The organism is Leptotrichia hofstadii (assembly GCF_007990525.1).
In the GTDB taxonomy this organism is placed as follows: domain Bacteria; phylum Fusobacteriota; class Fusobacteriia; order Fusobacteriales; family Leptotrichiaceae; genus Leptotrichia; species Leptotrichia hofstadii.
On sequence record NZ_AP019823.1, the window covers coordinates 857,906 to 883,376 of the forward strand.

Here is a 25,471-nt window from a genome sequence, read left to right on the forward strand (position 1 = left end):
AAGAAGCTATGGAAAATAATGAGTTAAGAGCTACTCCTGCAGCACGTAAATTAGCGCAGCAGATGGGACTTGATCTTTTTCTTGTGAAAGGCAGTGGAGCAAATGGACGTGTTCATAAGGAAGATGTAGAAACATTTAAATTTGAAAAGCAAGTAAGAATATCGCCACTTGCTAGAAAAATAGCATTAGACCATAATCTTGAATTGGAAAATGTCGTTGGGACAGGGCATAATGGGAAAATAATGCGGGATGATATTTTGAAATTGATTGCTAAACCGCAGGAAACAGAAGACTTGGCAAGACATGAAAAAGCTGTTGTTGCAGAAGAAAAAACGGTTGCACAGCAGGATATAGAAATTGTGCCAATGTCAGCAATGAGAAAAGTTATTTCAAAACGTATGACAGAAAGTTATCTAACAGCACCTACATTCGCACTTAATTACGAAATTGACATGACTGAAGCTATTGCACTAAGAAAGAAAATACTTGATACAATTTTAGAAAGTACAGGAAAGAAAATTACAATAACAGACATTATTTCATTTGCAGTTATAAAAACTTTGTTAAAGCACAAGTTTGTAAATTCAAGTTTGTCAGAAGACGGAACACAGATTATTCTGCATAATTATGTAAACTTGGCAATTGCAGTAGGATTTGACGGTGGACTTCTTGTGCCAGTTGTAAAAGGTGCAGATAAAATGACACTTAGCGAATTAGTTGTTGAATCTAAAAAGATAGTGAAAAAAGCATTAGATATGAAGTTGACGCCTGATGAACAAAGTGGAAGCACATTTACAATAAGTAATCTCGGAATGTTTGGAGTGCAAAGCTTTAACCCAATAATAAATCAGCCAAATTCAGCAATCTTGGGAGTTTCTTCTACAGTTGAAAAGCCAGTTGTTGTAAATGGTGAAATTACAGTTCGTCCAATGATGACTTTGACTCTTACAATTGATCACAGAGTGGTAGATGGACTTGCGGGAGCTAAATTTATGCAGGACTTGAAAAATGCTTTGGAAAATCCAATCGCTTTGTTAATTTAGCTTAATAAAAAAATTTAGAATAAAACTTATGGAATTAGAAAATAAAAAACGTAAAATTATTTGAGTATAAGGAGTGAAATTAAATGGCTACTGAAGTGATAATGCCTAAAGCCGGAATTGATATGACGGAAGGGCAGATTATAAAATGGAATAAAAAAGAAGGGGAAAAGGTAGAAGAAGGGGAAATTTTACTTGAAATAATGACAGATAAGACAAGTATGGAACTGGAAGCAGAAGAATCAGGATACTTGATAAAAATAGTAAAAGGAGATGGAGAAACTGTACCTGTTACAGAAATTATCGGATATATCGGTGCAGAAGGAGAAGTGGCTCCAGAAGCAGGTTCAGCAAATTCAGCACCAGAAAATACAGCTTCTCAACCAGCACCAGAAAAAGCGGCTGCGGCTAGTGAACCTAAAAAAGAAAAAGCAGAAGATGAATTTGATATTGTTGTAATCGGTGGAGGGCCTGCTGGATATGTAGCGGCAATCCGTGCGGCTCAGCTTGGTGCAAAAGTGGCAGTTGTGGAAAAAAGTGAATTTGGTGGAACTTGCCTGAACAAAGGATGTATTCCTACAAAAACATTCCTTAAAAACGCTGAAATTATCGAAGGTATCGAAATGGCAAGTAAAAGAGGAATTATTTTGGAAAGTGAAAAATACACAATTGACATGCCAAAAGTTGTGCAGTTGAAAAATGAAATTGTTAAAACATTGACAAATGGTGTAAGAGGACTTTTGAAGAGCAATGAAATTAAGATGTTTAATGGAGTTGGAAAAATCAATAAGGATAAAGATGTTGTTGTAAATGGAGAAACTGTTTTAAGAGCTGATAAAATAATCTTAGCTGGTGGATCGAAAGTTGGAAAAATCAATATTCCTGGAATTGAAAGCAACAAAGTTCTTACAAGTGATGACATTTTAGACATACAGCAAATTCCAAAATCACTTACTGTAATTGGTGGAGGAGTTGTCGGAATTGAGCTTGGACAAGTGTTCTTATCATTTGGAAGTGAAGTTACAGTTGTGGAAATGATGGATAGAATTGTACCAGGAGTAGACAGGGAATCTTCAGCTGTACTTAGAAAAGAGCTTGAGAAAAAAGGAATGAAAATATTAACTTCTACACAAATTAAGGAAATAGTTGATGATGGACACAACTTAACAATCAAAGTTGACGGACATGATGACATTGTTTCTGAAAAAGCATTATTATCAATCGGAAGAGTACCTGATCTGGAAGCTATTGGAGAAATTGAGCTAGAAATGGAAAAAGGTAGAATCAAAGTTGATAAATATATGGAAACAAGTGTACCTGGAATTTATGCACCAGGAGATATAAATGGAATTAAGATGCTTGCTCATGCGGCATTCAGAATGGGAGAAGTTGCTGCTGAAAATGCGGTTCAAGGAAACCATAGAGAAATCAGACTTGAAACAACTCCATCGGCAATCTACACAGTGCCAGAAGTGGCAATGGTTGGATTAACAGAAGATGAGGCAAGAGAAAAATATGATATTAAAGTTGGTAAATTCCAATTTGCGGCAAACGGAAGAGCGTTGGCTTCAGGAGAACCAGCAGGATTTGTAAAAGTTATAGTTGATAAAAAATATGACGAAATTCTTGGAGTACACATTGTAGGACCATCAGCAGCAGAAATGATTAATGAAGCGTCAGGGCTTATGGCAATGGAAATTACAGTAGATGAAGTGATTAAGACAATCTATGCTCATCCAACTTACTCAGAAGCTCTGTTTGAAGCATGTGCAGATGCATTAGATGAAGCGATTCATTTACCTAGAAAAAGAAAATAATAAAAAAGTGAAATAAATTGAAATTTTGAAAGGAATTTTAAACATATGAAATATTATGTTAGTAAGTCAAATGATCCAGCATTTAACATTGCTTTGGAAGAATATTGCTTTAAGCAGCTGCGTGATATTGACGAAATATTTTTACTTTGGATAAATGAGCCAACAATTGTTGTAGGAAAATATCAAAATACAATTGAGGAAATTAACACAGAGTATACTCGTGAAAAAGGAATCCATGTTGTTCGTAGAATTTCTGGCGGAGGTGCAGTTTACCACGATTTAAACAACTTAAACTACACAATTATTTCCAATAAGCAGGAAGATAAGGAAGGCTTTAACTTTAAGGAATTTTCAAAGCCAATTATAGAAACTCTAGCAGAATTGGGAGTAAAAGCAGAATTTACAGGTAGAAATGATTTGGAAATAGATGGACAGAAATTTTGTGGAAACGCTCAAGCATATATAAAAGGACGTGTAATGCATCATGGATGTTTATTGTTTGATGTGAATTTTGGAGAATTGGGAAATGCATTGAAAGTTTCAAAGGATAAAATTGAGTCAAAAGGTGTAAAATCTGTAAGAAGCCGTGTTACAAACATACTTCCTCATTTGAAACAGCCAATCACAGTAAACGAATTTGGTGAAAAAATAATGGAGTACATGAAAAAACAGTATCCAGATATGAAAGAGTATGTTTTTAGCGAAGAGGAGCTGGATTACATTGCCAAGAGAGCTGAAATTAAGAGAAGTTGGGAATGGAATTACGGAGAGTCGCCAGAATTTAATATAACTAGAGGAAAAAGATTTGAAAATGGTAAGATTCAAATTTTTGCCACAGTAGAAAATTCTAGAATCAAGAATATTAAGTTTTATGGAGATTTCTTTGGAAAAAATGAAGATTTGAGTGAAATTGAGAATTTGTTGAAAAATACTAAGTATACAAAGGAAGCTGTGAAGGAAAAACTGGAAACAGTTGATATTGGTGAGTATTTTTCTAGGTTTACGGTGGATGAAGTTGTGGAAGTTATTGTTGAATAAAGAGAAATTTTAATTGATAAATTTAGTATAAAATGATATACTAAATTAAAATAAAGTATTATAATAATTTGATAACCTTACATTTATTTTATGTAAGGTTTTTAAAATATATGTATAAAAAAATTAATTATGATATTTTTAGCGAATAGTTTTGCATTATAAACAATAAAGACTAAAAATATTACAACTGACATATTGCTAAAATTTTTTAAGTTTTACGACAGAATGTGTGAAAGGAAGTATCAATGAAAACAATATCACTTTTTTGTGGTGCTGGGGGATTAGATTTAGGTTTTAAAAATGTTGGTTTTGATATAGTTTGGGCTAATGATTCTGATAAGTTTGCAGTCGAATCTTATAAAAAAAATGTAGGAGAACATGTTGTTCTCGGAGATATAACTGAAATCGATTTAAATTCCATACCATTAACAGAGGTTATAATCGGTGGATTTCCGTGTCAACCTTTTAGTATAATGGGTTCAGAATTAGGTTTTGAAGACACAAGAGGAACACTTTTTTTTAGAATATTAGAAATTATTAGAAATCAAAAACAAAGAGGTAATCTTCCTAAAGTTATTGTACTTGAAAATGTAAAAAGGTTACTTACTCATGATAAGGGAAATACTTTTAAAATTATAAAAAAATCACTTGAAGGCTTGGGATATAATATTTTTTATAAAGTCTTAAATAGTGCTGACTATGGTATTCCACAAATAAGAAACAGAGTTTTTATAGTATGTTTCTTAGATAAAGAGATAAATTTTGAATTTCCAAAAGAAGTAAAATTAGATAAAACAATGCAAGATTTATTAGAAAAAAATGTAGACGAAAAGTATTTTTTATCAGAAAAAATAATTCCCACTATTCTTTCTTCGGGAACAAAAAATTATAAAGCAAAAACTGAAATTGATTTAAAAATTGCTAGACCTTTATGTTCAACAATGCATAAAATGCATCGTGCTTCACAAGATAACTATATCACAGATAACGGTAGGATTAGAAGATTAACTCCAAGAGAAGCAGCAAGACTTCAAGGATTTCCTGAAAACTTTGAAATTATTGTTTCTGATACTCAAGCATATAGACAATTTGGAAATGCAGTTACAGTTACAGTTGCTGAAAAAGTTGCTCTTTCTATTAAGGAGGCGATAGATGTTTAAAATAAATTATAAGAGTGATTATATCGAATTAAAAGAAATTTTAAAAATTATAAATCAAGAATATAAAATGAAATATTCTGAGAAGAAAGAAAAAGAAAATATCTCTTTGCTTTGTCAAGAGTCGGAAGATGTTTATTTAAACAATCGTTCAAAAGAATACATTAATTTTTTAGAAGAAGATAATCAATTTAAAAAATTATTTGGAACTCTTGATTTAGAAAACAAAGATCATTATAATTTAGTAAAAAAATATTTTAATAGTTTTTGTAATTTAGAAAGAAAAAAAGAGAGAAAAAAAAATAATTTTATTGATTTATTCTGTGGAGCAGGTGGACTTTCACTTGGGTTTGTTCAAGAAGGATATAATGTTAATTTTGCTTGTGATTTTGAAAAAGCTTGTATTGAAACTTATTTATTTAATCATCCAAACACAAATAGTGAATATATCAAACTTGTTGATATTAAAGAAATTGAACACAATATTTTAAATTTTTTAAGTAATAAAGAAGTAAGTGTTGTTATAGGGGGTCCTCCTTGTCAAGGTTTTAGCATAGCAAATCAGCAAAGAGTCATTGATGATCCTAGAAATGAATTATATAAATCTTATGTAAATGTTGTTAGACAAGTGAAACCTAAATTTTTTGTTATGGAAAATGTAAAAGGTATGTTAAAAGTAGCGAATCAAGTTGTTGAAGATTTTGAGAATATCGGATATAAAGTTGTTTATAAAATATTAAATGCTAAAGATTTTGGAATTCCGCAAAATAGAGAACGACTAATATTTATTGGCAATAGAATCAATATTGAAAATAATAAGATTTTTGAAAAAATAGAGAAGAGTAGAGTTTATAAAACTATAACATTACGAGAGGCTATATCTGATTTAAAAATTTTGGAAGCTTCGCGATTAAAAAATAAAACAAATATTATTTCTGAAAAAACTGGTGGAATTGTAATAAAAAATAAAAATTTCAATAACAATGATTACCTTAGTTCTATTAATTTAAATGAATTAAAGTCTATTGTAACATTTAATCATCAAGCTAGATACAATAACGATAGAGATATAGAGATTTTTTCAAGATTAAATCAAGGAGATAAATCAGATGATTCTAAAATAGCAGATATAATGCCTTATCAAAATAGAAGTCATATTTTTAAAGATAAATATTATAAACTTATTTACGATAATATTTGCAAAACAATAACAGCTCATATGAAATTTGATTGTAATATGTATATCCATCCAACACAAGCTAGAGGTCTTACTCCAAGGGAAGCTGCAAGAGTACAGTCGTATCCTGATGACTATGTTTTTAAAGGAACGTTTACAAAAACTTATATGCAAATAGGCAATTCAGTGCCTCCTTTATTAGGGAGAAAAATAGCTAGGGTTTTAAAAAAATATTTAAAGGAGGAGATTTAGATGAGTTTTAGTGATGTATTTAAAAGTATAAAGGATTTTCTTTTGAATCAAAATGGTATTGAGATTAAAGAAACTGATTATGACTCTCTTTTAGTAAAACAATTAAGTGGTAGCAATATACTAGGAGAGAAAGGAAAACAAACTCATATTGCAATAACAGGAGAATCAATGGAAATGTTTCCTTATATATATTCAAAAGAATTTATAGAACTTAATAATAAAGAAATGAAGAATTTTTTTGTTTTGAAAGCTCCTATGAAAATTTATCAGAAAAATTATAATTACTTTTCTGATATCAATAATATTGATTTTAATAATAAAGATTTTCTAGAAATAAATGTTTGTATTTATCCAAGAAACAAAGGTGATCAAGTTCAACTTTCAATGCTGTCACATGATTCAAAAGAATTTATAGAATATAGAAAATCAATAAAAACCAATGATTTTTTAGTAGTTTTAAAATATTCTAATAAACTTCAATATGATGTATTTGTAATTAAAAATAATGATGGCATGTCTTTTATTGATAAACATAATCTTTTTAAAATAAAAGACAATAAAAAAAATACTGATATGACATTTATTTCAAAAGAAAATTTTTGTTTTAATGATTTAGAAAATATAAATTTGACAAAGAATATTAACAAACCCCACCAAAGAATATTCTTTGGTGCTCCTGGAACTGGAAAAAGTTATTTATTGAATGAAGATGCAAAAAAATATTTTGGAAATAATTATGAGAGAGTTACATTCCATCCAAATTATATGTATGGAAATTTTATTGGAACATTCAAGCCATTTCCTGTTAAATTGGAAGATGGAAAAGAAACTATAATGTATAAATATATACCTGGTGTACTATTACGTTTATTAATCAAAGCAATCAAAAATGCTACTACAAACCATTTATTAATAATTGAAGAAATAAACAGGGCAAATACAGCGGCAGTTTTTGGTGACTTTTTTCAGTTATTAGATAGAAATGGTAATGGTGAAAGTGAATATGGAATAGCTGTTTCTGAAGATTTAAAACTATATTTAGAAGAAGAGTTTGATAAAAATAACTTAACAGGAAATGAAAAAAGGTATTTAGGAGAAAAACTGGATAAAATCACATTACCTCCAAACTTTTATATATGGGCAACAATGAATAGTGCTGATCAGGGAGTTATGCCGTTAGACACAGCTTTTAAACGAAGATGGGAATTTGAATATACTGGAATTGATGATGCTTATAATAAAAGTAAAGATGAAAGTGGTAAATCTGAATTTGATGATTACAAATTTAGAGCTAATGGAAAAGAATTATCCAACTGGAATGATTTTAGAATAAAAATAAATGAAATTTTATCCAAATGTCATGTTTCAGAGGATAAGTTAATAGGACCCTACTTTATTTCAAAATCAATATTGGCTAGTAAAGATATTGATAAAATAACTAATGCTATAAAAAATAAAGTTTTGATGTATCTTTATGAAGATGCTGGAAGACAGCATAGAAAGAGAATTTTTAAAGAAGGAAAATGGGAAACTTATTCTAAGTTATGCGAAGCTTTTGATGAAAATTGCGAAGAAATATTCAATGATAAAGTTGAATTGCCTGATAAAACACCAATAGAAGTAGGAGAAGAAATAATTAGAGGAACAAAAGAAGAAGAAAAAATTCAGGAAAATGAAACTGAAATAACTGAAAACACTGAATCTATTGATGAATAGAGGTAGTTTAGATGAAAGTAAAAAAAATTCAGGAATTAAAATTATATGATATTTCTAAATTACAATCTATATTTAATCTTACTGAAGATAAAACTAGGGAAGTTTTAAAAATACTAGCATATAAGAATATTGTCAGAAAAATTTCTAAAAACTTATCTGAAGTTGAATTAGAAGAATTAAATAATGGAGAATCTTTTAAAAATTTAGAAAAAGAATTTGAGGGAGACAAGTATAAATTTAAATTTGTTGGTATAATTACTGTAAAGGATATCTGTCTGATTATTTATCCAAAATATATTAAGGAATTTGATGAAAATTTTGATAGGGATAATAAGATAATAAAGCAGTTAATAGAAGTTATGAGAAAATATGAAAGCAAGGAGCAGAAACAATCCTTATCAAATGACAAAGAAAATAAAAATTATAACTTGCTGGCTTTAGCAATAGATTTGTATGATGATTATCACATTAATGGACTTTATAGTAATGAAAAAACAATAATAGAAGAAAATGGAGAAGGAGAAATTCTCTGGGAGAAAACAATAAATGAAAAAGATGCTTATTTTGTAAATAATGTCCCATTCTATTTGGATGTTTTTTCTGTAAATAAAGAAACAAATGAAGAAGAAATTCTCAGGAGATTGCATCGTTGCATAATTACAGAAAGCTACAATAAAATTAAGGAAATATTTGATATTCTCGATTATGAACCTATAAATATTTCAGATGATGAAATTGACTATTTTGGAGATAAGGATTATATTCAGGCAAAATTGGATCAGGAAATGAGCAGACAGTTTGTTGATAAAAAGCAGAAACAGTTAAATATGATGAAGAATTATCTATTGGAATCTGAAAATTCAAATGAAGATGAAGAAATAAAGTTTATTGGAACAACCAGTTTCAATTTAGTATGGGAAAAGGTATGTGCTGTTGTTCTGGAAAATTCCCTAGATAGAAAACTAAAGGATTTAGGATTAGGAACAACAAATCATACTGAAAACAAAACTTTGAAGGAAGTAATAGCTAAACCTGAATGGAGTGTTATCAATTCTGAAAAGAAACATAAATCTGATAAGACTTTAATCCCCGATTTAGTTGTATACAATCAAGAAGATAAAAGCATTTCCATTTATGATGCGAAATATTATAATATTATGTTTACAGAAGAGGAATTAAGGGGCTATCCTGGAGTACAAGATGTATCTAAACAATATTTATATGAACTTGCATATAAGAATTTTATCCAAGAGAATGGTTTAAAAATGAAAGAAAATGCTTTTATAATGCCGACAGATAATGAAATTGAAGGAGAACTTGAAGAAATAGGAGAAGTAAAATTTGAAATATTTAAAAGTATGGATTTACAGGATATAAAAGTAAAATTGGCATCTGCTACCAAAATGTATGAAAAATATCTAAAAAAATAAATATAAAATATGAATTTAAGAAATTTTTGAAAAATATATTTAAATTTATAATTTATTTTTTATGTAAAGAAAAAATACTTGACAATTTTTAAAAATTTTAGTATAATCATAACATACTTAAAATAATAAATTTTCAAGTTATTAAATAAATGAAGGTAAAATTTAATGTTAAAATTAAGATTAACTAGATTAGGAAGAAAGAAAGTTCCTTTTTATAGAATAGCAGCTATGGAAGCTTTATCAAGAAGAGATGGAAAAGCAGTTGCTTACTTAGGAACATTCAACCCACTTGCTGAAGAAGGGAAAACAAGTAGTATTAAAAGAGGAAGAAATCTTAAAATACTTATCACACGGAGCTCAGCCAACTGAAACTGTTAAAAGCATTTTAACAAAAGCAGGAATCTGGGAGAAATTCCAAGCAACTAAGAAAAAATAGTTATTTATAAAAAGGCACTTGTATTGGTGTCTTTTTATTTAACCAATTAAACATAGAAAGTATGTAAAAATAACAACTTGCTTTTGATAAATATGTATAAAGATTATTTAATACAAGATTTGAAACTTTAAACGGGAAAATAGTATTGGTTATAAATAATAAATATAGAAGATGCAGGAGAAATATTAAGAAGATTATATGAATAAAAGAGGGAGAAGGAAATGACATTACAACAACTAAAATATGTAGTAACAGTCGCTGAAAAAGGGACATTAAGTGAGGCTGCAAAAGAGCTGTTTGTTTCACAGCCAGCATTGACGAAAGCAATAAAAGAGCTGGAAGATGAGATGAATATAACGATTTTTAACAGGACAAATAAAGGAGTAATTGTTTCACTTGAAGGAGATAGGTTTTTGGGGTATGCTAGACAAGTTTTGGAACAGACGGATTTGTTGGAAGAAGAATATAAAAAAGGAAATAAGATAACTCGTAGGTTTTCGGTATCAACTCAGCACTACTCGTTTGCAGTGAATGCTTTTGTAGATGTGATTAAGAAATTTGGAGAGAATAAGTATGATTTTACACTTAGGGAAACACAGACTAATGAGATTATTGAGGATGTAAGCAAGAGAAAAAGTGAAATTGGAATTTTATACACTTCGGGAGCAAATAAAACTGTAATTGAAAAAATGATAAAAAGAAATAACTTGAAATTTATTGAGCTATTTACTGCAAAGCCACATGTTTTCATTAGTTTTAATCATCCTCTAGCAAAAAAGGAAAGCATCAGTCTTGAAGATTTGAAGGAATATCCGTATTTATCGTTTGAACAAGGAGATTATAACTCTTTTTATTTTTCAGAAGAAATATTGAGTACACTTGACAGGGATAAAAATATAAAAGTGAGGGACAGGGCGACTTTATTTAATTTGGCAGTTGGGCTTAACGGATACACGGTAAGTACGGGAATAATTAGTAAAGAGCTAAATGGAGAAAATATTATTGCAAAACCGCTGGAAGTGGATGAATATATGAAAGTTGGAATTATAATGCAGAAAAATATTGAACTAAGTGTTTATGGGAAAGTTTATGTGGAGGCTTTGAAGGAACATTTGAAATATACAGAAATTCCATAAGATTAAAGAACATTGGCATAAACAAAAGTTATAACAAACTAAAAAATAAATGTATTTTACAGAAAGCACATATTTGTATATAATAACTTCATAAAATAATAACAAATAAGGGAGTTGATAATATGTGTACAATAAATGCACCTCATAGACACGATACTGTAGGAAGTTTTTTGAGAACTGAGAAATTAAAAAAAGCTAGAAATGATTTTGAAAAGGGAAAAATTGACAAGAAAGAATTGGAAAAAGTTGAGGATGAAGAAATTAGAAAAATTGTAGATAAACAAATTGAATTAGGATATACAAGTGTTACAGATGGGGAATTTAGACGTAGTTACTGGCATTTGGACTTTTTCTGGGGATTCAATGGAATTGGGCATGTGCATGCTGATAAAGGTTATGAATTTAATGGTGTTGTTACCCGTGATGATACTGCGATTGTTACTGGAAAAATTAGTGGGGAAAATCATCCATTTGTGAAACATTATACATTTTTGCGAGATTTAGTAAAAGATAAAAAAGGTGTGGAAGCTAGATTTACGATACCTGCTCCAGCACAATTTTATGCAGAATTAGTAAGGGAAGATAAGCATGTGGCCGCACTTCTTAAAGTTTATCCTGATTTTATAGGATTGGAAGACGACATTGTCAGTGCCTACAAAACTGTTATAAATGACTTGTACAACGAAGGACTTAGAACTTTGCAAATTGATGACTGTACTTGGGGTTGTCTTGTAGACGATGACTTTATTGCTTCATTTATTGAAAAAAGTGATAGGGATAAAGAAATTATCAGACAAGAATTTGCAGAAAAATTTCTAAATATAAATAACAGGGTATTTCAAAATAATCCAGAAGATTTGGTAATTAATACGCATGTTTGCCGTGGAAATTATGCTTCTACCTGGTTTGGGAAAGGTGGATATGACAAAATTGCAGATGAGCTTTTTGGGAAAGAAGATGTAAATGCCTATTATTTGGAATTTGATACAGAAAGAGCAGGTACTTTTGAATCACTTGCAAAAGTTTCCGGAGATAAAAAAGTTGTTTTGGGATTAATAACTTCTAAAAATCCAACATTGGAAGAAAAGGAAAGTGTAATTGCACGTATAAAAGAGGCTTCAAAATATGTGCCACTCGACAGGCTTTATTTGAGTCCGCAGTGTGGATTTGCTTCGACAGAAGAAGGAAATAGGCTTACAGAAGAGGAGCAATGGGCAAAACTTAGATTTATTAAGGAAATTTCAGATGAAGTATGGGGAGAAAATTAATAATAATTTGATTTATATTTTTTATAAGGAAATTAAATTCATATTTTTTAGGTCTTTAGTGATATATTTGATAATTTTAAAAGAGGCGTCAGCCTCTTTTACTCTTCTTTTGCCAAATAAATATATAAATGTCTACGACAAAATATCCAACCTAGTTGGATTAATAAAATATTAATAGTATTTTTTGAGGGGCGGATATCTGTAATGATAAAATTCCCATACAATCATTTTAACCTTGCATGCTGGACAGTAAAAAGGATTCATCCCGAAAGTCTTGTACATCTGCCTTTGATAAAATGAATATCTTGACACGGCAATGTTTTTCCTGAAAGCATCAATTGCCTCTTTAAGCCTTTCAGAAATATGCCTTGAATAAAATCCGTAACGGTTTACCATCTTAAAGTTTTTAGGGGGCAGATGAATTAAAATATGGGAAACAAATCTCTCAGAAGGCATAGTAATGTAAGTTTCCTTTTTATCATTAGCCAGGTCGTTAAAAAAGAAAGTGACCTCCTTGTCAGTAATGTCAGTAATCTTGTATTCAGCAATGGGGGAACGCGCAAGGTATCGTCCAAGATATTTGATAATGCCTTCTGTGCTGTTAATATCGCCATTTCCAACGTTAAAGAAAAACCTTCTGTTTTCCTTGTAAAGCTTCGTAGCAGTATTTCTAGCGTCTTTCTCAATCTTCCTGCTGGGATAGCTTCCGTTTTCAATAATTTTAAGGACATGGTACTTCCATTGCCCGGCAATAGTGTCAACGTTGAAGTATCTCATTTTCTTGTAAAGAAGGTAAGATTGTATTTTTTATAGAAAAAATAAGGCTAGACAGCCCTATTTAAATATTTCCTGCATAGATATTTATAAAATTTATTCTCCACGAGGTATTTTGTCAAATTTGACATTAGAAATACCATTAGGAAATAGATTAGAAAATCTACATAACTTGTCATTTTTCCCATAAATTTTTCAAATACTATGTAGAGAGGTCTATGCAGTATGTATATTGAATAGCTGATTCCTCCCAGGTAGATAAAAAATTTGTTTCCTAGAAATTTACTGAAAAATCCGCTATCTAAATACAGAAATACGATTAAAGGGATGAAAGATAACGAAACAGCAGTGGAATTATATGGGAAAAACTTGTTGTATGGAGCAAATAATAAGAAAATAATATAAATTATTGCAAGAAAGGAATATATATTTCTTTTTTTCATATTTTTTATTTTATCATAAAGGAGCATTCCGAATGTAAAGGTGCTGATGTACATAAGAGGATTATATTTTATAAATTCAAGAACTGTTCCACTGCTGGAGTTTAGCTTGAAAAGATAATTGAAAAAATAATAGACGTAAAAATTGATAATTAATACAAAATATGTAAAATATTTATTTTTTCTAAATTGCAGCAGCGCTGGAAATAGCAAAAGCAAAAAAGCCAGTACAGAAAGATACCATGCAGATGAATTGTAGCTTAGGGATCTGTTAAAAATCCATGACTGCACTAGAAGCATGTTATATATTATTGTACCTTTAAATTTTAATGTCAGTATGAGCGATAGGAAGTAGACAGGATAAAATTTAAAGAATCTTGTCTTATAAAAAATCCGGGTGTCAAGATTTTTGTTTGAATAAACATACGTTAAAAGAAATCCTGAAAGCAGAAAAAAGAAAAATACCCAGGCAATTCCATGTTCCAGAATAAAAGGAAGCTTTAAAGAAGAAAACTGAGTATGTGTTACAGTATGATAGTAAAATACTGACAATGCTCCAATAAATCTAAAAATTTCAAACTGATTATATTTTTTCATAATCACGCTCCTTGCTTTTTTTGTATAGTAAGTCTATTATCAAAAGTATAATTACTACATTGTATCATATTATAGGAAAAAATTCAAAGAAATGGTAAAGTTTCTTTTTTTTATATATAAAGCTGAAAAAATGTATTTTAAATAAAAAAGTAGGTGGAAGTATAATTTGCTATATAAAAAGAAATCAAATTGTGATATAATAATGTTTGGAATATAACAATAAATAAGGAGAGGGTATAATGGCTAGAAAAAAAGCTGAAGAAAAAGAAAAAGAAAAAGACGATAAAGGGTTAAGCGAAAAGGAGAAAATGCTTGACTTGGCACTAAAGCAGATTCAGAAGGACTATGGCGACGGTGCTGTAATGAAACTTGGTGAAAATCAGAAAATGAATATAAGGGCTATTTCTACAGGGAGCTTGAATTTGGATATAGCACTTGGAATTGGAGGAGTGCCGAGAGGAAGAATTGTTGAGATTTATGGGGCGGAATCTTCTGGAAAAACAACGCTTGCACTTCATATTATTGCGGAAGCTCAGAAGGCTGGGGGAACAGTGGCATTTATTGATGCGGAACATGCTTTAGATCCAGTTTATGCAAAGGCTCTTGGAGTAAATATCGACGAACTTTTAATTTCACAGCCTGATACAGGGGAGCAGGCACTTGAAATTTCAGATATGCTTGTAAGAAGCGGAGCAATGGATGTAATTGTTGTCGATTCAGTTGCAGCGCTTGTTCCAAAAGCTGAAATCGAAGGAGAAATGGGCGATCAGCAAATGGGACTTCAGGCAAGGCTTATGTCAAAAGCACTTAGAAAATTGACAGGAAGTATCTCAAAATCTGATACAGTTATGATTTTTATTAATCAAATAAGGGAAAAAATTGGTGGATTTTCATTTGTTCCAGGAGTGCAGACAACTACTTCGGGAGGACGTGCTTTAAAATTCTTTTCAACTGTGAGGCTGGAAGTAAAAAGAGTAGGTTCTGTTAAACAGGGAGACGATGTTATTGGAAGCGAAGTTGTAGTCAAAGTCACAAAAAATAAAGTTGCGCCTCCATTTAAAGAGGCTAAATTCAACGTGATGTATGGAACTGGAATTTCAAGAATTGGAGAAGTTCTGGATGCGGCAATTAATCTTGGGATTGCTTCAAAAAGTGGAGCATGGTTCAGTTATGGCGATGAACGTCTAGGACAAGGGCGTGTAAATGTTGAAAATATGCTAAAGGAAAACAAGGAAGTATATGGAAGGCTTGAAAAGCAAGTACTGGAAGCTATTCGTCCAAAACAGGAAACAGAGCAGTTAAAAATCGTAGAAACTGCTGAAACTGAAAATAAAGAAGCAGGAAATAATGAAGATTAATAGAATTTATCGAAATAAAATATATCTTGATACTGAGGAAATTATGGATATAAGTCCGCTTATCAGGCAAAAATATGATTTGAAGGTAAATGACAGTATTGAAAGGTTTTATGATGAGATTTCGTATGAAGCCTCTCTTGAAAAAGGTATTTTTCTGATTTCATTAAAAGACAGGACAAAAAAGGAAGTACGGTTAAAGCTGGAAGAAAAATTTTGGAATAAGAACGCAGTTTTAAAGGCAATAGAAAAGCTGGAGGAATTTGGGTATCTGAATGACCTGAACTATGCGATTTCATACATTGAAAGCAAAACTTATGGAAAAAATCGTATTTCTTACAATCTTTTTCAAAAGGGAATTGACAGAAGTACAGTTGAAAAAGCGTATTTGACTTTGGATGAGGAAAAAGAAGAAAATATTGATGATGTAAAACTGGAAAAATTAATTGATAAAAATAGTAGGAAAATTAATTCAAGCAACAGTCGGGATGAAAAGAAACTGAAGGAAGAGCAGAAACTTATACAATATTTGGCAAGGCAAGGTTTTTCTCTTGATAAAATCTTTAAAAAGTTAAAAGAATACAAGGAAAATTACTAATAAACAGTAAGGGAGGAAAAGAACATGAGAACAATATTTTACCATCTTGTATTAGTGGGAACTTTTATTTATGGAAGTTTTGTTCATATATGGTATCTAATATTCAATAAAGGCGAAAAAAGATATAGATATGTATGCCGAGTAGCCAAAAATTGGGGGAAAAATCTAATCTGGGGAGCTGGAAGTAAAGTAAAAGTTATTTACAAGAATGGCAGTGAAGAAGAAATAAAAAAAATACGAGACACAAAAGAAGCAGTTATATTAATCTCAAATCATCAGAGTAATGTAGATATTCCTGCATTATTAGGATATTTGCCACTTGATTTTTCTTTCATTGCAAAAAAGGAAATGAAAAGATGGCCTGCAATTGGACGTTGGATGCGTTCCTTTGACTGTATATTTCTGGATAGAAAAAATGCAAGACAGGGAATGAAGGATATGAAGGATGCCATCAGTAAAATAAAAAAAGGACATTCTTATGTAATTTTCCCTGAAGGAAGCAGAAGTGAGGATGGTACAATTGGTGAATTTAAAAAAGGAAGCTTCAAACTTGCAACAGATACAGATGCTAGAATTTTGCCGATCACAATTATTGGAACTTATGAAGTGCAAAGTCGTAAAAGTTTAAAGGTAACGCCAAATAAAAATATAAAAATTGTTGTGGATAAGCCAGTAGATTTGAAGGCTATGTCAAGAGAAGAAAAAAAGGAAGTTCACAATATTGTAAATAAAATTATAAAAGATAATTATACAGAAGAAAAAAATCTTTAGGTGGGGGTAAGCATACCCCTATTTTGCGTAAGAAAGGAAAGTGATACAATGAAAGTATTTTTAGCGACGAAAAATAAGGGGAAAATAAAAGATTTTGAAAAACTGACAGAAGGGATGGATTTGGAAGTTGTAACGATTTTAGATGGGCTTGATATTCCTGATGTTGTGGAGGATGGAGAAACTTTTGAGGAAAATTCACGAAAAAAGGCAAAGGAAATTGCAGATTATACAAATATTGTAACAATTTCAGATGATTCAGGACTTTGCGTAGATGCTTTGGATGGAGGGCCTGGAGTTTATTCGGCAAGATTTGGAGGAGAAAATACGACTGACAGCGAAAAGAACCAAAAAATGCTGGAACTTCTAAAGGATGTGAAAAAAGAAAATAGAAAAGCACATTTTGTATCTGTTGTAAGTATTGCCTTTCCAAATGGGGAAATTCATTCATTTCGTGGAGAAATAGAAGGAGAGATTTTGTTTGAAGCAAGAGGTAACAATGGATTTGGCTACAATCCAATTTTTTATTCGTATGAACTGGGAAAATCATTTGGAGAAGCAGATGACGAAGAAAGAAAAAGTGTGAGCCATCGGGCAAGAGCGTTCAGAAAACTTATTGCATCAGGACTTTTGGAAGAAAAGTAAATATTAATTGTTTTTCAGACTAAAAAATAGATTTAGGTAAATTATAAATTTTGATTTCAGTTTTTAGTATTGTTTGTTAAATTAAAAAAAAGGCTGGAAGGGAGCTGTTTATTATGGAAATTACTAATGAAAAAATTGAACTTAATGGATTAATTCACAAGGGAGTGGATAAAATTCTGATATTAATGGCGATATTGTCTATTGTTTATGGAATAGCATTTACTTTGCTGGAAAAAATTCCAGTTGCAAGGATAATTTCAGCTTTTTTGCCAGTTGCTGCCATTGTTGTCTGGATTTTGTTTATTTTTTTGAGAATTGACAAGTTAAAAGTTGAAAATGGGGTGGTTTCATTAAATGGAAAAAAATTGGATAGTAAAAATACGACAGGATACATGGATAAATATGTGGGAACACCAAGAATACATTTGACAGTGAATGAAGAAAAAATATTATTCGAACCATACGTAAACCGTTACAGCAGAAGCGACACTTCTAATAAAATCACAGCAATCGGATTTTCACTAAAAGAAAAAGGAATACCCGAAATACAGTATCAAAAAATTTATCGTAAAATCCTGCTTTTGAGATTAGTTATCCTTTTAGGAATAATGGCTCCATTAATAATAACAGTTTAGGAATTTGTTAAGGAGAGAAAAAATAAAAAATGTTAGTAAATTTGGAAATAAATAGGGAAAATCTAAAAAGGAACTTAGAAAAAATACGTTCTATAAATAAAAATATCATTTGTGTAATTAAAGACAATGCCTATGGGCTGGGAATTGAAAATATTTTTCCTATATTGTTAGAAAATAATTGTAATTACTTTGCAGTGGCGTATATTGAGGAAGCAATAAAAATTGGTGAAATTCTAAAAAATTTTGAAAAAGAAAAAAAATTAAACTTTTTGGAAAATAGAAAAATAAAGATAATGGCACTTAATTATATTGAGCCTAAAAATTTGAAATATGTGATAGAAAATAATGTTGAACTTACAATTTTTAATTTTTCACAATTATCCGATTACTTAAAAATTTTGGATAAATCCTTTGAAAATACAGTTTTGAAAATCCATATAAAAGTAAACAGCGGAATGAACAGGCTTGGATTTGATGAAAATGAGATTTTGGAATTAATTGAAAAAATAAAAAAATACGAAATAAATTCTAAAAATAACAAACTGGAAATAATCTCGATTTTTTCTCATATTTCAGATGCAGAAAATCAAATTGAAACAGAAAAGCAAGTTGAAAAATATGAAAACATTTTAAAAATAGTTGATAAAAATGATGTAAAATACCAGTACAAACATTTGCAGGCAAGTCCGTTGCTTTTTAAATACGGAGAAAAATACAATTATGATTTCGCACGTGTGGGAATGGCGCTTTATGGAATGGAGCCTTTATCTTATGATGTGGGATTATTAGACGTTATAACAGTAAAATCACAAATTATAAACGTAAGAAACGTGAAGAAAAACGATAAAATTTCCTATGGAAGTAAAGGCATTGTAAACAGAGATTCTAAAATAGGCATTGTATCAATAGGCTATGCACACGGATTTCAAAAACAAATTGAAAATTCAGAAGAAGCGTATGTCTTAGTAAATGGTAAAAAGGTAAAAATTGTTGGAGAAATTTGTATGGATATGATTTTTATTGATTTAACGGATATAGAAAATGTGGAAGTGAATGATGAAGTTGTAATTGTTGGAAGTCAGAAGAATATTGAAAATGGAATTACCGAAAAAATAACGTTGAGGCAAGTAGCAAAGTGGGCTGGAACGATACAGGATGATGTGCTGACTAAGTTTTCGGGAATAAAAAAAACAGTAGATTGATTTGGATTTGAATTTTTTTATATTTATGTCACACGAATTATTAATGAAAAGAGGTGTTAGATGCCAAGTGAAAATGTGAAATGGAAACGGGAAAGCATTATAATGAAATGGACTGAAGTCGGATTTTTTCATGAAGATTTAGGCGATTGGATTTATAATGACAGGTATGAAAAAGAGATGATTCAAATTATGAAAAAAGATAAGGCTGTATTTTGGGGTAAAGAATATAATTTAAAGTGGAGAAATTATTATGGAGAAAACAAAAACGAGGAGAAATACAACTGGGAACTCGGTAATTGTGAGAATGTTTACTTACGTAGATTTGGAAATATGATTTATACTGTTCCAAATTATCTTGAGGCACACGAGAAACATTATTTTTTCACATCTATGGGATTTACTGTGGAAAATATGAAACTGATTTACTCTAATAAGGAAATATTGGAAATGGAAATTTTGACACTAAAGGATGTTATTTATCAATGGTTATTTACGAGTCATTACAGTGATGATTTTATAAATAACTTGAAAGAATATGCAAGTGCATTAATAAATCAGATTTATTTTGTTGACGATGAAAGAATAGATGAGAATATTGACAAAAATTTCAGGAAAATAGTTAATTTGAAAGAAAATGAAGTAAAACTTGAAAGAATAGATATTTCTAAATTTGAAACGGTTGATGTATATTTAGAAAATGGAACAGTTTGGCAGGCGTTTTTACGAAAGAATGAAAAGTTATATTTAAATACGGATGTTGATGTCAGCATTCGAATATTGTAGAGAATTTTGAAACAAAATTTAAAGAGAAAACTTTATTAGAAAAATAATAGAATCACGGTTTGAGTAACTGTGATTTTTTTATAATTTGATAATTTTATTAAAAAAATTAAATTTAATTCTTAAGTATCTATCTTAAAGATTTTTGTAATTTTATTTATAAATATTATGATTAATAAATGTTTTTTCTTATTTCATTTATATGTTTTTTTAACGTAAGGGCAACAGACACCATGCCCTTTTTCGCAATAACAGTTATTTTAACATATTTAACTGACTGCTACTTAAAAATAATGGCGAAACGTTCTACGAACTATCCCACTTTACGCAAAACTTTCTTATAAAGAAAAAATAAAACTCGCTTCGTAAAAACTATGCTCATTTTCGCAAACAAGAGTTATTTTAACATAAATAAGTTTTATCATTATAAAAATTATGGCGAAAGAAATACCTTTGTATTTAGTTATTTTTACTTTAACGAAATTTTGCTTATTTAATATTCCCAATTGCAAAAGCCTAAAATTTAAATATAATAATTTTTATAATTTAATATAGAATGTCGTGATTTTTTTGGAATGAAAACGACTAAACACATTTATGTGTTTCTTTCGCCAAAAGCTTTATAACAAATGTATTTTATAGAGTTTTTCTAATATTTATTTGCGAAAGTGAGCGTCAGCGAGTTTCATTTTCGTAGTAATCAAGGTTTATCCAAATAACAAATGTTTAGACTACTTTCCCAAATAAAATTTGGGAATATTTCAAAAAAATGCTTAGACAAGCCAGGGTTAGTGTGTAGCACTTTCGCCATTCTCTTTAATATGCCATTATTTAAATATATTAAAATAACTTTTATTGCGAAATGAGGGGAAATGGCGATTGATTTCCCTTGCTTATATAAAAAGAAAAAACATGGAATTATGAAAAAATATTTATTAATAATAAGCAGTTTTTCAAAACTTAAACAAAAATACCTTATATAGATACTTAATGATTAAATTTAACTAAAGGATATTTTATATATAATATATATAGGTTGCATAATAGAAAAAACGACTTTAATTTCATAATTTTTTTGATTTCTGCTCTTTAAATGGTAAGATGTGAAATAGTATTAATAAAAGTATTATTCTACATCTATATAGTTTATATTTTTTATAAAATTATTTGATTAGCATTGAAAAAAACTGTAAAAAATTGTAAAATAGGTTATAATTATAAAATATGGAGAAAGTAGGGAAAATAAATGGATTTGAACAAATATGAAACATTAAAGGATAGATTTTTGAAATATGTAAAGATTGAGACTAGGTCAGATGAGAAAAGTGAGAGTATTCCATCAACACCAGCACAGCTTGAATTTGCTAAAATGCTTGTAAAAGAGCTGGAAGAAATTGGGATGGAAGATGTGTATGTGAATGAAAATTGCTTTGTTAATGCAACTTTGAAAAGTAATGTTGATAAAGATGTGAAAACTGTTGGATTTATTGCACATATGGATACTGCTGATTTTAATGCAGTTAATGTAAATCCACAGATTGTGGAAAACTATGATGGGAAAGATATTATTTTGAATAGGGAGCAAAATACTGTGCTTTCTGTGGACGAATTTCCTAATTTAAAGGATTATGTCGGTAAAACTGTAATTACTACTGATGGAACAACTCTTTTGGGGGCTGACGACAAGGCTGGAGTTGTGGAAATTATTGAGGCTATGAAATATTTGATTAACCATCCAGAAATTAAGCATGGGACAGTAAAAATAGCGTTTGGGCCTGATGAAGAAATTGGGCGTGGAGCGGATAACTTTAATGTAGATGAATTTGGAGCGGATTTTGCTTATACAATGGATGGCGGACCCGTAGGAGAACTTGAATACGAAAGTTTTAATGCGGCTGGAGCTGTATTTAAAATAAAAGGAAAAAGCGTTCATCCAGGAACAGCCAAAGGAAAAATGATAAACGCAAGTTTAATAGCCGCAGAAATTATAAATAGCTTTCCAGCAGATGAAGTACCTGAAAAGACAGAAGGATATGAAGGATTTTATTTTCTTGAAAAAATCCGTGCAAATTGTGAGGATGCTGAATTATCATACATTTTGAGAGACCACGACAGACAGAAGTTTGAAGAAAAAAAGAAATTTGCTGAAAATGTTACAAAAAAAATTAATGAAAAATACAAAAAGGAATTAGTAACAGTTGAAATAAAAGACCAATACTACAATATGGGAGAAATTATAAAAGATCACATGGAAATCGTAGAAATAGCTAAAAAAGCAATGGAAAACCTTGAAATAGAACCAATAATCAAGCCAATCCGTGGAGGAACAGACGGCTCAAAAATCTCATTCATGGGACTTCCTACGCCAAATATTTTTGCAGGTGGGGAAAATTTTCATGGGAAATACGAATTTGTAGCACTTGAGAGTATGATTCTAGCAACTGATGTGATTGTGGAGATTGTAAGATTGAATGCTGAAGGAGAGTAAGAAATGCGAAAGGCGGCATTAAAAACTTATCTGTATGAAATAATTTTTATATTAGTTTATAAATTAAGCATGGACATATTTTTGAGAGTGTCTTATTTTGTATATTTTTTATTATGGATATTGTCAGTAATAATAATGATATATTTATTTCCGTATTTAATAATATTTTTGATAGGAAATCATTATTTATTTGTTAAATTAGATCCTGAAAAATATATTTTAATAGTAGAAAAAAAGTATAAAATTTTTAAAATTAATATTATGAAAGATTTTAACAGAATTAATTTATCAGTTTGTTATTGGCTGCTAAACGAGAAAGAAAAAGCGTTAAAGTATTTAAATGAAATAAAAATAACTAGATTAACGTTGCCAATAATAAAATATTGCTACTATAGAAATTTAATGGAATATAAATATTTTATGGGAGAAAAAGAGGAAGCAAGAAAAATATTTGATGAAAATTTTAGAAAAAGTGGAGAAAAACTTGAAATAGGGATTATGCTGGATTATGAAAAAAATCTGCAACAGAAAATTATTGAATTTGAAAAACTATTGAAGGGGAAAAGAAAATTGTATCAAATAGAGATAAAGTTCAATTTAGCTAAAACATACGAAGAAATTGGAAATTTTGAAAAAGCAATAGAATTTTATAAGGAAGTGGCTGAAAAAGGGAATAAACTTTATATGGGTAAAGTTGCACAGAAAAAAATTTTGGAACTAAGTTAAGAAGGAATAAAAAAGATGAAAAAATTTTTATTGGTTAGTTTTATTTTATGCAGTTTTTATGGATTTTCGACAAAGGCAAATACATCGAAAAATAATACTTCGGTAACTGAAAATAAAACTAAAAATATTGGTGAAATGACTATAAAAGAAACAATTGAGAAACTTAGCGAAAGTGATAAGAAAAAATTTAAAGAGATAGACCTGGAAAAAAAGGAACAGAAGGAAGTAGAAGATTTGACTAGAAAAGAGTTAAATGAACTTGGTATTAATAAAAAGTCTATTGAAACTACATTTAAGGCTATTGAGATACAGGATGACTATGAAGAAGCGAAAAAATTGTTTTTACAGGCAATAGAGGAGGACAAGAAAAATTATTTACCATATTATTATTTGGGAATATTAGTTTATCAGCAAGAAAATAATATTAAACGTTCAATGGAGTACTTTGAGAAAGCGATAGAGGCTAATCCCAAAAATCCGATGGCATATAATAATCTTGCAGTAAGATACGGACAAGTGAATATGGAGAAAGAACAGTTGGCTCTTGTTAAAAAAATGATAAAATTATTTCCTGATTTTCCAGAAGGATATTTTTCGCTAGCTGCAATACATTTTCGGAATAAAAATTATTTAGATTCGATAAAATATGTAAAATTAGCAATAGAAAAGTATAAAAAAATGAATAAGCTTGATTACTCTTATATAACAGAATCATTAAAAAATAAATATGAAGCAGATGCTTATTATCTTTTATTTTTAAATTATATTGGGATGGAAAAATATGACGAGGCATTTGAAAATTCTAAAGAGGCTTATATATTTATGGCACAGAAGGATAATGAATTGAGATACACTATGTATGATACGCTTGTTGATATTGCACAAGAGATAAAAAAAACAAATAAAATAAAATATAAGGAATACAGTGCTGTTTTAAACAGTTTACAATTTGCAGAGCAACTAGTAAAGGCAAATAAAGATTTGCAAGAAAGGAAGAGTGGAGATAAAACAATAAACTCTAATCCTTTGAAAATTGATTAAATTCAAAAATTTTAATTGAAAATATAAAATGAAAGGTGTGATTTGAATGTTTGATTTGGCTGGGGAAGTTGCTCTTGTCACGGGTGGATCAAAAGGTATAGGAAAAGGGATTGCAAAAGCATTGAAGCAAGCTAGGGCAAAAATCATTATAGGAGATATTGATAAAGAAAAAGGCAAGGAAACAGCAAATGAGCTGGATGGGGAATTTTATTATCTTGATGTTACAGATAAAGAACAAGTTGAGTATGTTGTTCAGAGTATTTACGAAAAATATGGTAAATTAAGCATCCTATGTTCAAATGCGGGAATTTTTCCACAAGTAAGCATTGAAAATATGACAGAAAAAGATTGGGATAAAGTTCAAGATATAAATGTAAAGGGAACTTTTTTTGTGTCACAGGCAGTACTAAAATATATGAAAAAACAAAGCTATGGGCGAGTAATACTGACTTCTTCGATTACAGGGCCTATTACAGGACTATCGGGATGGGCACATTATGGAGCTAGCAAATCCGCTCAACTTGGATTTATGCGAAGTGCAGCTATAGAATATGCAAAATATGGAATTACAGTAAATGCGATTCAACCAGGAAATGTTATAAGCGATGGACTTTTAAGCATGGAAAATTCTAAAAGCTATATGAATCAAATAAAAGAAATAATACCAGTATACACATTGGGAAAACCTGAAGATATAGGATATACAGCAGTTTTTCTAGCAAGCCGGGAAGCTGGATTTATTACAGGGCAAACAATAGTAGTAGATGGCGGACAAGTTCTTTTAGAAACTCTGACTTTTATTTAGTATCTAAATTAATAAAATAGAAAATCTTTTGAAAAAAGTATTGAAATTATGACTTATTTTGTGCTAAAATGGTATAATTTAAAAAAGAGTTTTTGTAAAATTTCACTTGGTTTACTAAACTTGCAGGATAAATAATTAAAATTTTAAAAA

At 29.8% G+C, this 25,471-nt stretch carries 22 protein-coding genes and 1 pseudogene; 21 read left to right on the forward strand and 2 right to left on the reverse strand.

Annotation, left to right across the window (positions count from 1 at the left end):
* Positions 1–8 precede the first annotated feature (8 nt).
* The 10 genes and pseudogenes from FVE77_RS04025 (at position 9) to FVE77_RS04070 (ending at position 12,467) form a co-directional block, all read left to right on the forward strand.
* On the forward strand, positions 9–1,043 hold the full coding sequence (locus FVE77_RS04025) for a dihydrolipoamide acetyltransferase (protein WP_026746698.1): 1,035 nt from the start codon (positions 9–11) through the stop codon (positions 1,041–1,043).
* An 83-nt stretch (positions 1,044–1,126) separates the two neighbouring features.
* Positions 1,127–2,857, forward strand: coding sequence for a dihydrolipoyl dehydrogenase (lpdA, locus tag FVE77_RS04030; protein WP_026746697.1), 1,731 nt, complete (start codon positions 1,127–1,129; stop codon positions 2,855–2,857).
* A gap of 45 nt (positions 2,858–2,902) precedes the next feature.
* Positions 2,903–3,895 carry a lipoate--protein ligase gene (locus FVE77_RS04035; protein ID WP_026746696.1) on the forward strand — a complete coding sequence of 331 codons (993 nt, stop codon included), beginning with the start codon at positions 2,903–2,905 and terminating at the stop codon, positions 3,893–3,895.
* Between the two features lie 245 nt (positions 3,896–4,140).
* Complete coding sequence (locus tag FVE77_RS04040; RefSeq protein ID WP_026746695.1) at positions 4,141–5,055, forward strand: DNA cytosine methyltransferase; 915 nt, start codon at positions 4,141–4,143, stop codon at positions 5,053–5,055.
* A complete protein-coding gene (locus FVE77_RS04045) occupies positions 5,048–6,481 on the forward strand; it encodes a DNA cytosine methyltransferase (RefSeq protein WP_026746694.1) in 1,434 nt (477 codons plus the stop codon). The genes FVE77_RS04040 and FVE77_RS04045 overlap by 8 nt, the downstream gene beginning before the upstream one ends.
* On the forward strand, positions 6,482–8,197 hold the full coding sequence (locus tag FVE77_RS04050; protein ID WP_051254504.1) for an AAA family ATPase: 1,716 nt from the start codon (positions 6,482–6,484) through the stop codon (positions 8,195–8,197).
* A gap of 11 nt (positions 8,198–8,208) precedes the next feature.
* Positions 8,209–9,627, forward strand: coding sequence for an LlaJI family restriction endonuclease (locus FVE77_RS04055; protein ID WP_026746693.1), 1,419 nt, complete (start codon positions 8,209–8,211; stop codon positions 9,625–9,627).
* A gap of 165 nt (positions 9,628–9,792) precedes the next feature.
* Positions 9,793–10,063, forward strand: a pseudogene (gene rpsP, locus FVE77_RS04060) (30S ribosomal protein S16).
* A gap of 221 nt (positions 10,064–10,284) precedes the next feature.
* Positions 10,285–11,199, forward strand: coding sequence for a LysR family transcriptional regulator (locus FVE77_RS04065; protein WP_006804768.1), 915 nt, complete (start codon positions 10,285–10,287; stop codon positions 11,197–11,199).
* A gap of 122 nt (positions 11,200–11,321) precedes the next feature.
* Positions 11,322–12,467: a 5-methyltetrahydropteroyltriglutamate--homocysteine S-methyltransferase gene (locus FVE77_RS04070; protein ID WP_026746692.1), complete on the forward strand. Its 1,146-nt coding sequence runs from the start codon at positions 11,322–11,324 to the stop codon at positions 12,465–12,467.
* A gap of 171 nt (positions 12,468–12,638) precedes the next feature.
* On the opposite strand, the gene FVE77_RS04075 is transcribed toward FVE77_RS04070, so the two are convergent.
* Together FVE77_RS04075 and FVE77_RS04080 are read right to left on the reverse strand one after the other, a co-directional pair.
* Complete coding sequence (locus FVE77_RS04075) at positions 12,639–13,244, reverse strand: transposase (protein ID WP_036088007.1); 606 nt, start codon at positions 13,242–13,244, stop codon at positions 12,639–12,641.
* 47 nt (positions 13,245–13,291) lie between these two features.
* A complete protein-coding gene (locus FVE77_RS04080) occupies positions 13,292–14,278 on the reverse strand; it encodes an acyltransferase family protein (protein WP_026746689.1) in 987 nt (328 codons plus the stop codon).
* A 239-nt stretch (positions 14,279–14,517) separates the two neighbouring features.
* Here FVE77_RS04080 and recA point away from each other — a divergent pair, with 239 nt between their 5' ends.
* From recA to FVE77_RS04135, 11 genes are all read left to right on the forward strand, one after another.
* Positions 14,518–15,636 carry a recombinase RecA gene (gene recA, locus FVE77_RS04085; protein WP_026746688.1) on the forward strand — a complete coding sequence of 373 codons (1,119 nt, stop codon included), beginning with the start codon at positions 14,518–14,520 and terminating at the stop codon, positions 15,634–15,636.
* Entirely contained in the window at positions 15,626–16,231 is a 606-nt protein-coding gene (locus FVE77_RS04090) for a regulatory protein RecX (RefSeq protein ID WP_026746687.1), read from the forward strand. The genes recA and FVE77_RS04090 overlap by 11 nt, the downstream gene beginning before the upstream one ends.
* A 24-nt stretch (positions 16,232–16,255) precedes the next feature.
* A complete protein-coding gene (locus tag FVE77_RS04095; RefSeq protein WP_026746686.1) occupies positions 16,256–17,002 on the forward strand; it encodes a lysophospholipid acyltransferase family protein in 747 nt (248 codons plus the stop codon).
* A 48-nt stretch (positions 17,003–17,050) separates the two neighbouring features.
* The gene (locus FVE77_RS04100; protein WP_036088005.1) at positions 17,051–17,644 is read left to right on the forward strand and encodes an XTP/dITP diphosphatase; all 594 of its coding nucleotides are present in this window, start codon (positions 17,051–17,053) and stop codon (positions 17,642–17,644) included.
* A 113-nt stretch (positions 17,645–17,757) separates the two neighbouring features.
* A complete protein-coding gene (locus FVE77_RS04105; RefSeq protein ID WP_026746685.1) occupies positions 17,758–18,279 on the forward strand; it encodes a hypothetical protein in 522 nt (173 codons plus the stop codon).
* A gap of 29 nt (positions 18,280–18,308) precedes the next feature.
* Positions 18,309–19,481, forward strand: a complete 1,173-nt coding sequence (gene alr / locus FVE77_RS04110; RefSeq protein WP_026746684.1) for an alanine racemase — start codon at positions 18,309–18,311, stop codon at positions 19,479–19,481.
* Between the two features lie 60 nt (positions 19,482–19,541).
* Complete coding sequence (locus FVE77_RS04115) at positions 19,542–20,264, forward strand: hypothetical protein (RefSeq protein ID WP_026746683.1); 723 nt, start codon at positions 19,542–19,544, stop codon at positions 20,262–20,264.
* A gap of 1,243 nt (positions 20,265–21,507) precedes the next feature.
* The gene (pepT, locus tag FVE77_RS04120; protein ID WP_026746682.1) at positions 21,508–22,749 is read left to right on the forward strand and encodes a peptidase T; all 1,242 of its coding nucleotides are present in this window, start codon (positions 21,508–21,510) and stop codon (positions 22,747–22,749) included.
* 3 nt (positions 22,750–22,752) lie between these two features.
* Positions 22,753–23,475 carry a tetratricopeptide repeat protein gene (locus tag FVE77_RS04125; RefSeq protein ID WP_026746681.1) on the forward strand — a complete coding sequence of 241 codons (723 nt, stop codon included), beginning with the start codon at positions 22,753–22,755 and terminating at the stop codon, positions 23,473–23,475.
* Positions 23,476–23,490: 15 nt separating this feature from the next.
* Positions 23,491–24,516, forward strand: coding sequence for a tetratricopeptide repeat protein (locus FVE77_RS04130; RefSeq protein ID WP_026746680.1), 1,026 nt, complete (start codon positions 23,491–23,493; stop codon positions 24,514–24,516).
* A gap of 46 nt (positions 24,517–24,562) precedes the next feature.
* The gene (locus FVE77_RS04135) at positions 24,563–25,321 is read left to right on the forward strand and encodes an SDR family NAD(P)-dependent oxidoreductase (RefSeq protein WP_026746679.1); all 759 of its coding nucleotides are present in this window, start codon (positions 24,563–24,565) and stop codon (positions 25,319–25,321) included.
* Positions 25,322–25,471 lie beyond the last annotated feature (150 nt).

Coding starts and splice junctions, on each gene's coding strand:
- FVE77_RS04035 (WP_026746696.1), top strand. CDS start 2,903: ATGAAATATTATGTTAGTAAGTCAAATGATCCAGCATTTAACATTGCT.
- FVE77_RS04075 (WP_036088007.1), bottom strand. CDS start 13,244: ATGAGATACTTCAACGTTGACACTATTGCCGGGCAATGGAAGTACCAT.
- FVE77_RS04070 (WP_026746692.1), top strand. CDS start 11,322: ATGTGTACAATAAATGCACCTCATAGACACGATACTGTAGGAAGTTTT.
- FVE77_RS04025 (WP_026746698.1), top strand. CDS start 9: ATGGAAAATAATGAGTTAAGAGCTACTCCTGCAGCACGTAAATTAGCG.
- FVE77_RS04100 (WP_036088005.1), top strand. CDS start 17,051: ATGAAAGTATTTTTAGCGACGAAAAATAAGGGGAAAATAAAAGATTTT.
- FVE77_RS04080 (WP_026746689.1), bottom strand. CDS start 14,278: ATGAAAAAATATAATCAGTTTGAAATTTTTAGATTTATTGGAGCATTG.
- FVE77_RS04040 (WP_026746695.1), top strand. CDS start 4,141: ATGAAAACAATATCACTTTTTTGTGGTGCTGGGGGATTAGATTTAGGT.
- FVE77_RS04065 (WP_006804768.1), top strand. CDS start 10,285: ATGACATTACAACAACTAAAATATGTAGTAACAGTCGCTGAAAAAGGG.
- pepT (WP_026746682.1), top strand. CDS start 21,508: ATGGATTTGAACAAATATGAAACATTAAAGGATAGATTTTTGAAATAT.
- lpdA (WP_026746697.1), top strand. CDS start 1,127: ATGGCTACTGAAGTGATAATGCCTAAAGCCGGAATTGATATGACGGAA.
- alr (WP_026746684.1), top strand. CDS start 18,309: ATGTTAGTAAATTTGGAAATAAATAGGGAAAATCTAAAAAGGAACTTA.
- FVE77_RS04090 (WP_026746687.1), top strand. CDS start 15,626: ATGAAGATTAATAGAATTTATCGAAATAAAATATATCTTGATACTGAG.
- FVE77_RS04045 (WP_026746694.1), top strand. CDS start 5,048: ATGTTTAAAATAAATTATAAGAGTGATTATATCGAATTAAAAGAAATT.
- FVE77_RS04050 (WP_051254504.1), top strand. CDS start 6,482: ATGAGTTTTAGTGATGTATTTAAAAGTATAAAGGATTTTCTTTTGAAT.
- FVE77_RS04095 (WP_026746686.1), top strand. CDS start 16,256: ATGAGAACAATATTTTACCATCTTGTATTAGTGGGAACTTTTATTTAT.
- FVE77_RS04055 (WP_026746693.1), top strand. CDS start 8,209: ATGAAAGTAAAAAAAATTCAGGAATTAAAATTATATGATATTTCTAAA.
- FVE77_RS04135 (WP_026746679.1), top strand. CDS start 24,563: ATGTTTGATTTGGCTGGGGAAGTTGCTCTTGTCACGGGTGGATCAAAA.
- recA (WP_026746688.1), top strand. CDS start 14,518: ATGGCTAGAAAAAAAGCTGAAGAAAAAGAAAAAGAAAAAGACGATAAA.
- FVE77_RS04115 (WP_026746683.1), top strand. CDS start 19,542: ATGCCAAGTGAAAATGTGAAATGGAAACGGGAAAGCATTATAATGAAA.
- FVE77_RS04125 (WP_026746681.1), top strand. CDS start 22,753: ATGCGAAAGGCGGCATTAAAAACTTATCTGTATGAAATAATTTTTATA.
- FVE77_RS04130 (WP_026746680.1), top strand. CDS start 23,491: ATGAAAAAATTTTTATTGGTTAGTTTTATTTTATGCAGTTTTTATGGA.
- FVE77_RS04105 (WP_026746685.1), top strand. CDS start 17,758: ATGGAAATTACTAATGAAAAAATTGAACTTAATGGATTAATTCACAAG.